This window comes from Bacillus sp. WC2507 (genome assembly GCF_052656125.1).
Genome location: NZ_JBQXPN010000001.1, coordinates 3,676,569 through 3,689,795, shown reverse-complemented (window position 1 = coordinate 3,689,795; position 13,227 = coordinate 3,676,569). Strand labels below are relative to the sequence as shown.

The following is a 13,227-nucleotide window of genomic DNA, read 5'->3' as shown; positions in this document are numbered from 1 at the left end:
GCTCTTCTTTTTGTGTATTATGGTACAGGATGTCCATTAGAGCTTTCGAAAATTGTAAACCATTGTTGACGATCTAAATTAACTTTTGTAGCAAGAGCGGCTGTTTTAACACGATCTAATTTACCAGATCCAACGATTGGCATCATGTTAGCTGGATGAGCAAGCAGCCAAGCATACATAACTGTATCGATGCTAGTAACACCTAGTTCAGTAGCAACCTTCTGTAAAGTTTCACGTACACGTACGGCACGTTCTGATTGACCAGTAAAGATTTCTCCGCCAGCAAGAGGCGACCATATCATAGGATTGATTCGTTTTTCTTGGCATAAATCAATTGTCCCTTTTTCAAAATGCTCAAGCTGCATCGCAGATACTTCAATTTGATTTGTAATGAGCGGGAAATCCAAATAGGAATTTAGCATATTAAACTGTGACGGTAAAAAGTTAGATACACCGAAGTGACGGACTTTTCCTTCTTGCTTTAAGCGTGAGAACGCTTCTGCTACTTCATTTGGATCCATAAATGGATCAGGGCGATGAATGAGAAGTACATCAATATAATCTGTATGTAAGTTTTGTAATGAGTCTTCCGCGCTTTTTATTATATGTTCAGCACTTGTATTGTAGTGCGCAACATATCGCTCTGGAAATTTTGGTGATGGGGGAGCGATTCCACATTTTGTGATGATTTGCATGTTTTCACGTAAGGAAGGCTTTAATTGTAATGCCTCTCCGAACAGTCCTTCACACGTATAACCGCCATAAATATCAGCGTGATCGAAAGTAGTAATCCCCATATCCATGCATTCTTCAATAAAAGAAAGTAATTCTTGTTTCGTCATATTCCATTCTGCTAAACGCCAAAAACCTTGAATAATCCGAGAAAATTCTAGCTTTTCGGCCATTTGAACTCGTTCCATTATAAGTGCCCCCTTGATGAATGAGTAATGTTTTGAAAAGGCTTTCTTGCTACATATTATTATATAGTTTCAGTGTCGTACATACAATAAATATGTTTTGCTACAAAAACGATTTTCTCTATATGCTATAATGTAGAAACATAATAGGTATAAGGAGATGTAGGAAATGATTCCAGTAACAATATTAACTGGTTTTCTTGGATCTGGGAAAACAACATTATTAAATCGTATTTTAACAGAGAATCACGGTAAGAAATTAGCGGTAATTGTAAATGAAATAGGGCAAATTGGTATCGATAATCAGTTGATTATGAATGTGGAAGAAGAAATTATGGAAATGACAAACGGTTGTCTATGCTGTACTGTACGGGAAGATTTACTTGTTGCTTTAAAACAATTATTGGACGTAAAAGCAGAAGGGGAAATGGATTTTGATGGATTAGTAATTGAAACGACTGGTCTTGCAAATCCAGGTCCGATTATTCAAACATTCTTTTTAGATCCTGTGATTCAATCTGCATACCAAATTAACGGTGTTGTAACAGTAGTAGATAGTTACCATATACATAAACATTTTGAAAAAGGACTAGAAGCAAAGGAACAAATTGCATTTGCTGATGTCGTTTTAGTAAATAAATTAGATTTAGTGGATGAAAGTGAAAAGGAAAATCTATTGCAGGAACTGCAAGGTATTAACCCAACTGCAAAGTTAATCGAGGCGACTAACTGTGATGTAGATATTCCATCGTTACTACAAATTCAAACGTTTAAAACGAAAGATACGTTACAAATTTATCCTCATAAAGAGCATAATCATCTAGAAGGCGTAAAGTCGTTTGTACTACGCGAAGAGCGACCGTTAGATTTACAAAAACTAAATGAGTGGATGTCAGCTGTCGTTCAAGAGCTAGGGGAGTATTTATATCGCTACAAAGGAATTTTATCGATTGGTGGAGTAGATAAACGTATCGTTTTCCAAGGTGTACATACACTGTTTGCTGCATCATATGATAGAGAGTGGCAAGAGGGCGAAGAACGAGTAAGTGAAGTTGTGTTTATCGGAAAAGATATTAATAAAGAATGGTTCCAAGAACATTTTGAAGAGTGTGTGAAATAAGCCTGCGTATATTGCAGGCTTATTTGCAGGCTGTGGAGAAAGTCTTCTCTACAGCCTATTTTTGTGTCTGAACCTCTTTTTATGTGTCAACACTGATAAAAAAGAGGAAAAGGAGCGATTTTTTATGATGGGTGCTTTAAAAAATCATCGTGATGAGCGTGTATCTGTTTCTGTAGAAGAGTTGGTTCCGCAAGATCATTTCCTTCGTGCAATTGAAGCGACAATTAGTTTTGACTTTATTGAGGAGAAGTTACGCCCGTATTACTGTGAAAATAATGGGCGTCCCTCAATCCATCCTATTGTTTTATTTAAGATGATGTTTATTGGATATTTTTATGGTATTCGTTCTGAACGTCAATTAGAAAAGGAGATTAAAACGAATATTGCCTACCGTTGGTTTTTAGGGTTTTCTCTATCAGATACTATCCCAGATCATTCTACAATTAGTTGGAATCGTCGTACCCGTTTTATTCATACAAATATTTTTGAAGAAATTTTTGATGAGATTGTGAGGCAAGCGACGGAGCACCGGATGGTGGGAGGACGTGCGCTGATGACAGATTCTACACATATTAAGGCCAATGCTAATAAAAATAAATTTGTACATAAATATAAAAAAGAAAAGGCAAAGTTTTATATAGATGAACTAGAAGCTGCGGTAATCGAAGATCGTGAGGGACACGGAAAAAAGAATTAAAACCTAGAAAGGAAAGTGATACCCCTACTAAAAAAACTCGTATAAGTACTACGGATCCAGATAGTGGATTTTTAATGAGAGATGGAAAACCGAACGGTTTTCATTTCTTAGATCATCGTACGACTGATGCGAAGTACAATATCATTACAGATACCTATATAACGGCTGGAAATACGGCAGATTCCGAGCCGTATTTAGCACGTCTACAAGCCCAAATTGATAAATTTGGATTTGTAGTGGAAGCTGTCGCTCTTGATGCGGGTTATTTTACAGGTTATATCTGTAAGAAGTTATCAGAAAGAAATATATTTATGGTGATGGGGTATCGCCGATTTGGAAAGAGAAATAAAGAAGTACCGAAAAGCCAATTTAAATATGTAGAAGAAATGAATGCATTTGCTTGTCCGATGGGATGTATTTTAGAGTATGCGACAACGGATCGCGAAGGATATCGTCAATATAAATCGAATCCAGAAGACTGCGCTGTTTGTCCGTTACGTGAGGTGTGCTTTTCAAAGAAACAAAAACAAAAAGTTATCACTCATCATATATGGGAGAAATATAAGGATATCGCTAGAAAAAACAAACTAACAGCTACAGGGAAAAAGTTGTATAAAGTACGCTGTTCAACTATAGAGCGAAGCTTTGCGGACGCCAAAGAACTCCATGGCTATCGATATGCTCGGTTTCGGGGACTGAAGTCTGTCCAAATGCAGGCTTATCTCACCGCAGCTTGTCAAAACATGAAAAAAATAGCCCTCCACCTGACCAAAAAGGGTCTGGTGGAGGGCTATTTTTCTAAATTCTATTATTTTATGGTTTTTTCATTCGCTAAAATCAAAAAAGATTCCAGAGCGTTGGGAACCCTAAAGGGTTTCCCAACACTCTGGAAATAAGCCTGCGTATATTGCAGGCTTATTTGTTTACTAAAATTGGAATTTGTAGTAAAGTATTCTAAAAATACTAAACATTTAGTATTTTATTAGGGTAGGGGGATAAAAGGTGCGTTTAATGATTCTTGGATTGCTTACTAAAAGGGAGTCGCTATCTGGTTATGAAATACAGCAGGCTCTACATATGGTGCAAAGTAGTAAATGGGCAGAGGTGTTCCCGGCTTCTATTTATCACGCGTTAAAAAAAATGACAAATGAGGAATTAATTCAAGTAAAAGCAATTGAAATGACTGGTAGACGTTCAAAAACGATATATTGTATTACAGAAAAGGGAAGTCAAGAATTTAAAAGACTATTAAAGGAGTCGTTTCAAAAGTCATCAGTTGTGTTTCCGAAACATTTATATACAGCATTAACTTTTCTTTCAGAAGAAAAGGGTATGAGAGAAGAGATTTTAGAAGCTTTAGATGAACAAAAAAGAGAAATATTAGCTACTTATGAAGAAATGAGGGAAGGAGAAAGACTGAAAGATCATGCACCAGAGTATGTGAAACTTATTTTCGAAAATATGTATGAACAATGTGAGATGCAACTTCGATTTATTCATAAGTTAGAAAAGCTATTAAAAAAATAAAAATATGGTGGGAAGAATATGAAAATTGATCATCTTGTTGTAAATGTAAATAAAGAGATACAAGAAAATAAGGAAATGATAAAAAACGTACATTCTATCGGACTTCCATATGCTCCGAAATGGGGAAAGGGAACGAAAGGCTTTAAAGTATCTAACGTATGGATTGGAAAAGAATATTTAGAATTAGTAAGAGTAAAAACAAAAGATGGTGGTGGCTGGGTACAAGAGTGGGTTCAGAAATATTATGCTGGCCATCGAGGGTTAATCGGACTAGCGATTGATGTTGAAAATATAGATAAAGTGTATGAAAAAATGATAGAAGGTGGAATTGAAATTACAAAACCAGAACCATTACAATATAAGTGGTTTTTTAATTTGTTTAAGAAAACTATGCCGTGGAAAAATGCATACATACAGCCTATGAAGGGGATGCCGTTTCAATTCTTTCTACAACAAATGGATGATCAAAAGAGCAGAGAATATATGGAGAAATATATGTATCCCAATAGTGTGGAACAGGGCATTTTAGGAATAATTGCGGTAAAGCTATATGGAGAAATAACAAAAGAAGATAGAGAAATAATTAGTTGTCTATTTTCAGATGTTACAAATGAGGGAGGTGAAATAATAATCCATTTAAACAATCAAGTAATTCATTTAATTCAATCGAATGAGCATTTTACAGAGGTAATACTAGATTGTAAAAGCGAAGCAAATAGGGAGAAGAAATTAGATATAGAAAATGTGACATTGATAAATAAATAATAAAAAGCCTGTTTTCACAGGCTTGTATGTTCATCTAATAGTAACTCCATTACAACACCTACAACTGGGCCTTCGTCATCAATATCGCCATTTAAGCGGAAGCCAAATGACTCGTATAGTCCCATTGCGAGTTTGTTTTCTGGATGTAAACTTAAATAAATTATTTTACATTCAAATTTATCTTGTAAAAATTGAATGAGTATGCGAAGGAAACGTTTTGCGTATCCTTTTCCTTGATATTGTTGGTCAATCATAAATCGATCTAACCATACGCTTTTACGTTTTTCCCAATACCATCCATACATTGCATACCCTACAAGTGTTTCTCCATCATATAAACCTACTGACGTTCCGTTTCCTTCATATAATGATTCTGCTAAAGAAAACGCATTGCTTTCAATAAATTGCTGCTGGTCTTTCGCGACGTTTAAGGCAGCTACTGAACGCCAATTTTTTGCTGTTACTTCACAAATGTGAAGAGCCATAATTCCAACTCACCTTCTAAATTAATATAGCCTAAAAGCTAATATGGATAATTTTACTTGTTATTTCGGTCAAGTCAAGTAAGAACAAACAAAAAAGAAGCTGAATGGTCAGCTTCTTTTAAAAATTTGATTAGTTCGTAGCTTCTTTCAATGTGTTTACGTTTTCTTCCATTAAAGTGAAGTAATCTTTATTGCTCTTCGCATCATCTTCAGAAATAGTAGCAAGATGATTTAAGCGTAAAACTTTTGTACCCGTTTCTTTTTGAATAACGGATGCGACTTTTGGCGTAGAGAATGTTTCAAATAAAATATATTTTAGATTATGTTCTTTTACTGTTTTTGTAATGTCAGCAAGTTGTTTTTGAGATGGTTCATCAGAAGCTGAAATACCAGCGATAGGGATTTGTTTTAAGCCATAGCGCTGTTCCCAGTATCCATAAGCGGCGTGAGAAACTAAAATTTCTTTCGTTTTCGCATTTGCTACAGCTGCTTTAAATTGATCATCTAAATCAGTGAATTTCGTTTGAAGTGCTGCGAAGTTTTTTTCGAACTCTTGTTTATGGTCAGGTTGTAACTCTACAAGTGCATTTTTAATTTTTTCTGCCTGTTTCATTGCTAGAGTAGGGTCTAACCAAATGTGTGGGTCTTTATCGTGATGATGTTCGTCCTCTTTATGGCCGTCTCCGTGATCATGATGCTCTTCTTCAGTAGAAGTACGCAGTTCGATACCTTTTGATGCATTTACAATTTTAACATTTTCTTTTTGTAATGCTTTTTCCATTTTTTCAGCAAATGGTTCTAATTCAGCGCCGTTGTAAACGAATAAATCGGCTTTTGCAACTTGTACTGTTTGTTTTTGACTTGGTTCAAATGTATGAGAATCGGCACCAGGTGGGTAAATCGCTTCAACAGTTACATAGTCGCCACCAATTTTTTTTGCGAAATCTGCAAGAGGAAAAATAGTTGTATAAACAGTTAGCTTTCCGTCTTTCTTGGCATTACCTTCTTTTTTATTTGAGCAGCCAGTAAAAATTAAAGTGAAAATAAGTAAGAATGAAAATATAGTCAATCTTTTAGGCATGAAGTTCTCCTCTTTTCTTTTTTTACGGATATATTTTCCCCAATTATAGAAGAAAAATATCATTTTAATACAAAACGGAATAATTACGTTTTAGTTTGCGAACTTAGTATAATACATCTTTTATAAAGTTGCAATAAATAATAATCATTCCGATTTGATTTTGTAATAAAGTTGTCAAATATAGATGTGTTATTTTTGCGAATACATGCATATGTGACAACGCCGTGTTCATATATATGAAAGGAGGGTGTAGGGGGGGATGAGTGTTTGGGTTACTTAATGGAATCTATATTCTTGATATTAGCGGTAGTATTGCCATTATCATTTGTTTTAATTTTTTTAAGAAGATTAATAAGTAATTTAGGAGACGCATCAACAGTAACAAAATTACGTGAGAAAGATGAGAAAAAAGAGTGAGTAAAGCACTATGCGTACGCATAGTGCTTTACTTGTGGTAAAATGAGAGAAGGAAACTCCTAAAAGTTGTATTTTACTGAAGGAGAGAAAAGTAAAATAAGAGGTATATGCATATATGAATAAGCGAACAGCGTTAGTACTTGGTGCAAGTGGTTTAGTTGGACAAGAGATAACGCGTCTATTACTTGAATCAGATTACTACGATTCGGTTACTATTTTTGTAAGAGAACCAATGCAATGGCAACATGAAAAGTTACAGCAAAAGCAAATAGATTTTTCGATGCTAGAGGAATATAAAGAGTTTTTTGCTGTAGATGACGTATTTAGTTGTCTAGGAACAACAATCAAAAAAGCAAAAACAAAGGTGAATTTCAAAAAAGTAGATTATGAATATACGTTACGAGCTGCTTGTTTAGCTGAGAAACAAGGGGTGCAAAACTTCCTTGTTGTGTCCTCAATGGGAGCAAATCCTAAATCGTTTTTCTTTTATTCACAAGTCAAAGGGAAAATGGAAGAGGAATTACAAAAGTTAGTCATTGGTGGTATTCACATCTTTAGGCCATCTTTATTAGTAGGGAATCGACAAGAATTTCGTTTCGGTGAACGAATGGCTGAAAAGTTATCTCGTATTATTCCTTTTATATTTAAAGGGGCTTTCAAAAAGTATAAACCTATTTCAGCTAAAGATGTGGCGAAAGGAATGTATATAACTGCATTGCGAGAAGAATCGGGTATCCATATTTATAATTCAAATGAAATTACAACGATAGAATAAATAAAACCGAGAAGAATCACTTCTCGGTTTTATTTATTTGTAATGATTTTCCCCGGTGCTCTCTTGTATTGATACGGTTCTTGTAACTCAAAGCCAAGTTCATTGGCGGCTATTCTTGGAAAGTATGGATTGCGAAGTAACTCACGTCCGATAAAAATTAAATCTGCTTCATTATTATTTAAAATTTGTTCTGCTTGAGACCCAGTCGTAATCAATCCAACTGCACCAGTTGCAATGTTAGCATGCTCTTTAATACGTTTAGCGTATTGTACTTGATACCCGGGATATACATCGATGTGTGCCGGTACAACAGCTCCAGAACTACAATCGATTAAATCTACCCCTTGTTCTTTCATCCATTTTGTATACTGAACGTAATCTTGAACTGTTAACCCATTAGGATGATAATCATTTGCTGAAATTCGAACAAATAACGGTCCGTTCCAAACTTCATTTATCGAGTCAATGATTTCACGTAAGAAACGATAGCGATTTTCAGATGAGCCCCCATATTCATCAGTTCGTTTATTAGAAAGTGGAGAAAGAAATTCATTTATAAGATAACCGTGGGCACCATGTATTTCAATAACATCAAATCCAGCTTGTTTAGATCGTATTGCAGCCTTCTGAAAAGCTAATATGGTATTTTTTATTTGCTGAATACTCATTTCTAATGGTATTTTCATAGTTTCATTAAACGGAATTGCTGATGGAGCAAAAGCACTTGTTTCTAATTCAGCTTTTCTTCCGGCGTGAGCGAGTTGAATGGCTGCTTTTGCACCGTTATCATGTATAAAACTTGTCGTTTTATGTAAGCCTTCAATTAGACAGTCATCCCAAATACCTAAGTCTTTATTAGAAATTCGCCCTTCAGGTAACACGGCTGTTGCTTCAATCATTACTAAACCAACTTGACCGGCAGCTCTTGTTCCATAATGAATGAGATGGAAATTCGTTACTTGGCCATCCTCATTCTCTGATGAATACATGCACATAGGTGACATAACGATACGGTTTTTTAGCGTAACGTCCTTAATTGTATAAGGTGAAAAAAGTTTGGAATTCATCAAAAAGCCTCCTTGATTGAATTTTCTTACATTGTAGCATTCTCTTTTTTATTTCTCTAATAAAACGCTTATACGAAAAATTTTGTCTATTCGTGTTACAATAACTAATATGAATTGAATTGGAGGATGACATATGTACCAGGCTTATTATGAAAGTGAATTAGGCTTGCTGGAAATTACAGCGAATGATAATGGAATTACGTCTGTTATATTTGTTGATGAGAGAAAAGAAGAACATAAAAATGAAATGATAGATCAATGTATAAATGAGCTAGATGAATATTTTAAGGGGAAAAGAAAAGAGTTCACGGTCCCGCTGTCTGCTGAGGGAACATCATTTCAAAAGAATGTATGGGATGCGCTCTATACTATTCCTTATGGCGTAAGTGCTTCATATTTAGATATTGCAGAGAAGGTCGGAAATACGAAAGCTGTACGTGCGATAGGAGGAGCAAATAGTCGTAATCCGATTTCAATTATCGTTCCGTGTCATCGTGTAATAGGGAAAAGCGGGAAGCTTGTTGGATATGCGGGTGGTTTATGGAGGAAAGAGTGGTTATTAAAACACGAAGGTATTTTGAAATGACGTATGGATGGGAAGAGGGATTGTTTTGAACTGTATAAATTGTGGGCAACTTTGCGATGGAAATCAGTTGAATTGTGAAAGTTGCCAGCGGACTTTGCATAATGAACAAGGCGATGGAAGCTCGTTAATCGACAAAGAGTTAGAAGTATATGTAGGGAGACAATATCCGTATTACAAAAGGAAATGGGAGCTTGAGGATAAACGGATTGCTAGGTGGAGCTGGAATGGTTGGGCTGCTATTTTCAATGTGGGTTGGCTTGGATATCGTAAGTACTATTTACCTGCAGCTTTATTTTTACTGTTATTAGTAGCGTGTGATGCATTTTCTTATTATATGGGCTTCAACGTAGCATTACCAATCATTAATATGGTGCCTCTTACGTTTCTGTTACTCATTTTTATTCTGTTTGGGATGGGGATTTTTGCAAATGGATTATATTATCAATTTGCAGAAAGACGTATATATCGAATAAAAGCACGGGGAATTCAAGATGCATCGGTTGAAAACTATCTCATTCGTGATAGTGGTGGAACGAGTAAAGTAGGAGCGACAATCGTTACGATTTTAGCGATTGCTAGTATTTTTTTCAGCCATTTCTTTTTCCCGACTGATCGAGATATTATTCAAAAAGTTCGTACAAGCTCGCTTTATGAATATCCGTTCTTTTCCATTGGTGAATCGTTTGAAAGTTACTTTAGAAATCCAGGTTGGGTATATTATCGTGGAACGGAAGGATTAGAATTGGTAGAATTCGAAGGATATAGTCCTGATATGCCAAGGAAAAAGGTGACAATCCAATTTGTTGTTGATTATAAATTAGGTGAGATTGAGCCGTACTCACTTATGATTAATGGAGAATCTAAAAATGAGGAAGAATTTTTGAAGATAATGGACGAAATATTTAAAGTTCAAAACCCATTTGATATAGAGGATGGATTACAAGTAAAAGAAAAAGAAGTGGATAGAAGGGCTCTCTATCCACTTCTTTTTTTAGTGTACAAAAATAGTATTTGAAATAATCTGAATCTTTTGTATAATAATATATATTATACTGGCTTTCATTTATACATATAGATTGGGGGAAGGAAGAATGAAGAGAAAGGTAACAACGATTGCTGCAGTTGCATTATCGACTAGTGTATTAGTTGCAGGTTGCGGAAATGGGGAGAAGGCATCTACAACGAAGAAAGAAGCAGGTAAGGGAGCAGCAGATAAGCAAGTATTAAACTTACTAGAAACAGCAGAAATCCCTTCAATGGATACATCAAAATCAACAGACTCTGTATCATTCCGTGCCTTTGTAAATGCAATGGAAGGGTTATATCGTTTAGATAAGGATAATAAACCAACACCAGGCATGGCAAAAGATGTGAAGATTAGTGAAGATAAAAAGACATATACATTTGAATTACGTGATGCGAAATGGTCAAATGGTGATCCAGTTCGAGCACAAGATTTTGTATATGCATGGCAACGTACATTAGATAAAGCAATAGCGGCAGAATATGCATTTATTTTATTTGATGTGAAAAATGCACAGAAAGTAAATAAAGGAGAATTACCATCAGATCAATTGGGTGTTAAAGCGAAGGATGATAAAACGTTGGTAGTAGAATTAGAGCAACCAGCACCTTATTTTCTTGAACTTACGTCATTCCCTACATTTTTCCCATTAAATGAAAAATATGTGAAAGAGCAAGGGGATAAATATGCATTAGAAGCAGATAAACTATTATATAATGGACCATTTACGATGAGTGAATGGAAACATGAACGAAGTTATCAGTTAAAGAAAAACCCTAATTATTGGGATAAAGATACTGTGAAGTTAGAAGAAATTAATGTAAATATTGTGAAGGAAACGAGCACGGGAGTAAACTTATATGATAGTGATCAAGCGGACCGTGTTATTTTAAGTTCTGAATTTGTTGATAAGTATAAAAAGAATAAGCCGGATGAATTTAAAACGAAGTTAGATCCACGTATGTATTTCTTACGTTTTAACCAGAAAAATGCAACGTTTAAAAATCAAAAAGTTCGTGAAGCGATTGATCTGGCATACGATAAAAAAGGAATTGCAAATGTTATTTTAAATGACGGATCATTACCAGCATATTTCTTAGTACCTGAGAAATTTACGACAGGACCAGATGGGAAAGATTTCCGTACTGTAAATAAAAATTTCCGTGACAGCAAAGATAATGCTGAAAAAGCAAAAAAATTATGGGAAGAAGCGAAGAAAGAGCTTGGCCAAGATACAATTACAGTAGAATTTCTAAATGATGATAACGGTAGCCGTAAAAAAGTGGGTGACTTTATTAAAGAAGAGTTAGAGAAAAATTTACCTGGTATTAAAGTGAATTTGAAACAACAACCATATAAGCAAAAGCTAGAGTTAGAAAAGAAATTTGAATATGAATTCTCATTATCTGCATGGAGTCCGGACTATCCAGATCCAATGACTTATATTGATATGTTTGTTACTGGAAGCTCATTTAATGAAATGGATTATTCTAATCCGAAGTATGATGATTTAGTAGCGAAATCAAAAGGAGAGCTATTAAAAGATGATAAAGCACGCTGGAATGCCCTTGCAGAAGCTGAAAAAATCTTAATTGGTCAAGATGCTGCCATTTCTCCTACGTACCAACAAAGTACGGCTTACTTAGAGAAGCCATACGTAAAAGGTATTGCGAATCATACGTTTGGTGGGGACTTCAGTTATAAATGGGCATATATTACAAAGAAATAGTATAATAAAAGATGAGTGAATTTTCGCTCATCTTTTATTTGTATAGGAGGAATTAGAGTTGTTAAAGGGAATCAATCATCTTTGTTTTTCAGTGTCTAATTTAGAAAAATCTATTATATTTTACGAAAAAGTACTAGAAGGAGAATTATTAGTTAAAGGGAGAAAACTTGCGTATTTTCATATATGTGGGGTATGGGTAGCACTTAATGAAGAAACACATATTCCGAGAAATGAGATTCATCAATCTTATACGCATATTGCGTTTTCAGTTGAACAGAAAGACTTTGAACGCCTACTGCAACGATTAGAAGAAAACGATGTTCATATTTTACAAGGAAGAGAACGCGATGTAAGGGATTGTAAGTCCATATATTTTGTTGATCCTGACGGCCACAAATTTGAGTTTCATTCAGGGACATTGCAAGACCGACTTAATTATTATAGGGAAGATAAACCTCATATGACATTTTACTAAGGAGGGGGAAGAAGTTGCATGCGCTAGTAATTGGTGGAACAGGGATGCTAAAGAGAGTTTCTATGTGGCTTTGTGAGCAAGGATTTCATGTTTCTATTATTGGACGAGATGAAGTGAAATTAGAAAATGTTAAGCGAGAGAGTGCTGCGCCAGAAAGTATCACATGTCTTCCGTTAGATTATCATAATGATGACGATGTAAAGCTAGCTATTAAAAGCACAATTGTGCAGAATGGCCCAATAACATTAGTTGTCGCATGGGTACACGCAAGTGCGAAGGATACGTTGTCATTCATTTGTAGAGAATTGGATTTGTCGTCTGAAACATACAACGTTTTTCATATTTTAGGTAGTAAAGCGTCGCGTATACCCGCACAAAAAATAGGTGGTACGCGATGTAGCTACCATAGAATAATATTAGGTTTTATATTAGAAGATACATACGGGAGATGGCTTACCCATGAAGAAATATCGGATGGGGTAATAAAAGGAATTGAGAGTAAATGTGATGAATGGATTGTAGGACGAGTAGAACCGTGGGAATTGCGGCCAACATGGTAAGG

General features: G+C 35.2%; 15 protein-coding genes. 11 read left to right on the top strand and 4 right to left on the bottom strand.

Going from position 1 to position 13,227, the window contains the following annotated elements; genetic code table 11:
• Positions 1-17: 17 nt before the first annotated feature.
• The gene (locus ACUN28_RS19565; RefSeq protein WP_016088246.1) at positions 18-920 is read right to left on the bottom strand and encodes an aldo/keto reductase; all 903 of its coding nucleotides are present in this window, start codon (positions 918-920) and stop codon (positions 18-20) included.
• A 166-nt stretch (positions 921-1,086) separates the two neighbouring features.
• On the opposite strand from ACUN28_RS19565, the gene ACUN28_RS19560 reads away from it, so the two are divergent.
• The 4 genes from ACUN28_RS19560 to ACUN28_RS19545 all read left to right on the top strand — a co-directional run bounded on the left by ACUN28_RS19560 (position 1,087) and on the right by ACUN28_RS19545 (position 5,026).
• The gene (locus ACUN28_RS19560) at positions 1,087-2,037 is read left to right on the top strand and encodes a CobW family GTP-binding protein (RefSeq protein WP_016088245.1); all 951 of its coding nucleotides are present in this window, start codon (positions 1,087-1,089) and stop codon (positions 2,035-2,037) included.
• Between the two features lie 124 nt (positions 2,038-2,161).
• Positions 2,162-3,630 (top strand): IS1182 family transposase gene (locus tag ACUN28_RS19555; RefSeq protein ID WP_445423411.1). Its coding sequence is split into 2 segments (ribosomal slippage): positions 2,162-2,723 and positions 2,723-3,630, totalling 1,470 coding nucleotides; the frame shifts between segments, so codons are not numbered across the junction.
• A gap of 106 nt (positions 3,631-3,736) precedes the next feature.
• A complete protein-coding gene (locus tag ACUN28_RS19550) occupies positions 3,737-4,261 on the top strand; it encodes a PadR family transcriptional regulator (RefSeq protein WP_016088244.1) in 525 nt (174 codons plus the stop codon).
• 18 nt (positions 4,262-4,279) lie between these two features.
• Positions 4,280-5,026 carry a VOC family protein gene (locus tag ACUN28_RS19545; RefSeq protein ID WP_016088243.1) on the top strand — a complete coding sequence of 249 codons (747 nt, stop codon included), beginning with the start codon at positions 4,280-4,282 and terminating at the stop codon, positions 5,024-5,026.
• Positions 5,027-5,040: 14 nt separating this feature from the next.
• Here the strand turns inward: ACUN28_RS19545 and ACUN28_RS19540 are convergent, their stop codons facing one another.
• Both ACUN28_RS19540 and ACUN28_RS19535 read right to left on the bottom strand, forming a co-directional pair.
• Complete coding sequence (locus tag ACUN28_RS19540; protein WP_016088242.1) at positions 5,041-5,511, bottom strand: GNAT family N-acetyltransferase; 471 nt, start codon at positions 5,509-5,511, stop codon at positions 5,041-5,043.
• Positions 5,512-5,641: 130 nt separating this feature from the next.
• Positions 5,642-6,592 carry a metal ABC transporter substrate-binding protein gene (locus ACUN28_RS19535; protein WP_016088241.1) on the bottom strand — a complete coding sequence of 317 codons (951 nt, stop codon included), beginning with the start codon at positions 6,590-6,592 and terminating at the stop codon, positions 5,642-5,644.
• 267 nt (positions 6,593-6,859) lie between these two features.
• On the opposite strand from ACUN28_RS19535, the gene ACUN28_RS19530 reads away from it, so the two are divergent.
• Complete coding sequence (locus tag ACUN28_RS19530) at positions 6,860-7,009, top strand: hypothetical protein (RefSeq protein ID WP_016088240.1); 150 nt, start codon at positions 6,860-6,862, stop codon at positions 7,007-7,009.
• Positions 7,010-7,124: 115 nt separating this feature from the next.
• Complete coding sequence (locus tag ACUN28_RS19525) at positions 7,125-7,784, top strand: oxidoreductase (RefSeq protein ID WP_016088239.1); 660 nt, start codon at positions 7,125-7,127, stop codon at positions 7,782-7,784.
• Positions 7,785-7,813: 29 nt separating this feature from the next.
• Here ACUN28_RS19525 and namA read toward each other — a convergent pair whose 3' ends face one another.
• On the bottom strand, positions 7,814-8,851 hold the full coding sequence (namA, locus tag ACUN28_RS19520; RefSeq protein WP_016088238.1) for an NADPH dehydrogenase NamA: 1,038 nt from the start codon (positions 8,849-8,851) through the stop codon (positions 7,814-7,816).
• A 133-nt stretch (positions 8,852-8,984) separates the two neighbouring features.
• Between namA and ACUN28_RS19515 the strand changes: the two genes are divergently transcribed.
• The 5 genes from ACUN28_RS19515 to ACUN28_RS19495 all read left to right on the top strand — a co-directional run bounded on the left by ACUN28_RS19515 (position 8,985) and on the right by ACUN28_RS19495 (position 13,225).
• The gene (locus tag ACUN28_RS19515) at positions 8,985-9,437 is read left to right on the top strand and encodes a methylated-DNA--[protein]-cysteine S-methyltransferase (RefSeq protein WP_016088237.1); all 453 of its coding nucleotides are present in this window, start codon (positions 8,985-8,987) and stop codon (positions 9,435-9,437) included.
• Positions 9,438-9,444: 7 nt separating this feature from the next.
• Positions 9,445-10,452 carry a DUF2628 domain-containing protein gene (locus tag ACUN28_RS19510; protein ID WP_080118010.1) on the top strand — a complete coding sequence of 336 codons (1,008 nt, stop codon included), beginning with the start codon at positions 9,445-9,447 and terminating at the stop codon, positions 10,450-10,452.
• A gap of 76 nt (positions 10,453-10,528) precedes the next feature.
• Positions 10,529-12,190 carry a peptide ABC transporter substrate-binding protein gene (locus ACUN28_RS19505; protein WP_016088235.1) on the top strand — a complete coding sequence of 554 codons (1,662 nt, stop codon included), beginning with the start codon at positions 10,529-10,531 and terminating at the stop codon, positions 12,188-12,190.
• Positions 12,191-12,248: 58 nt separating this feature from the next.
• On the top strand, positions 12,249-12,665 hold the full coding sequence (gene fosB / locus ACUN28_RS19500; RefSeq protein ID WP_016088234.1) for a FosBx1 family fosfomycin resistance bacillithiol transferase: 417 nt from the start codon (positions 12,249-12,251) through the stop codon (positions 12,663-12,665).
• A gap of 14 nt (positions 12,666-12,679) precedes the next feature.
• Positions 12,680-13,225, top strand: a complete 546-nt coding sequence (locus ACUN28_RS19495; protein ID WP_016088233.1) for a short-chain dehydrogenase — start codon at positions 12,680-12,682, stop codon at positions 13,223-13,225.
• The last annotated feature ends 2 nt before the right edge of the window (positions 13,226-13,227 follow it).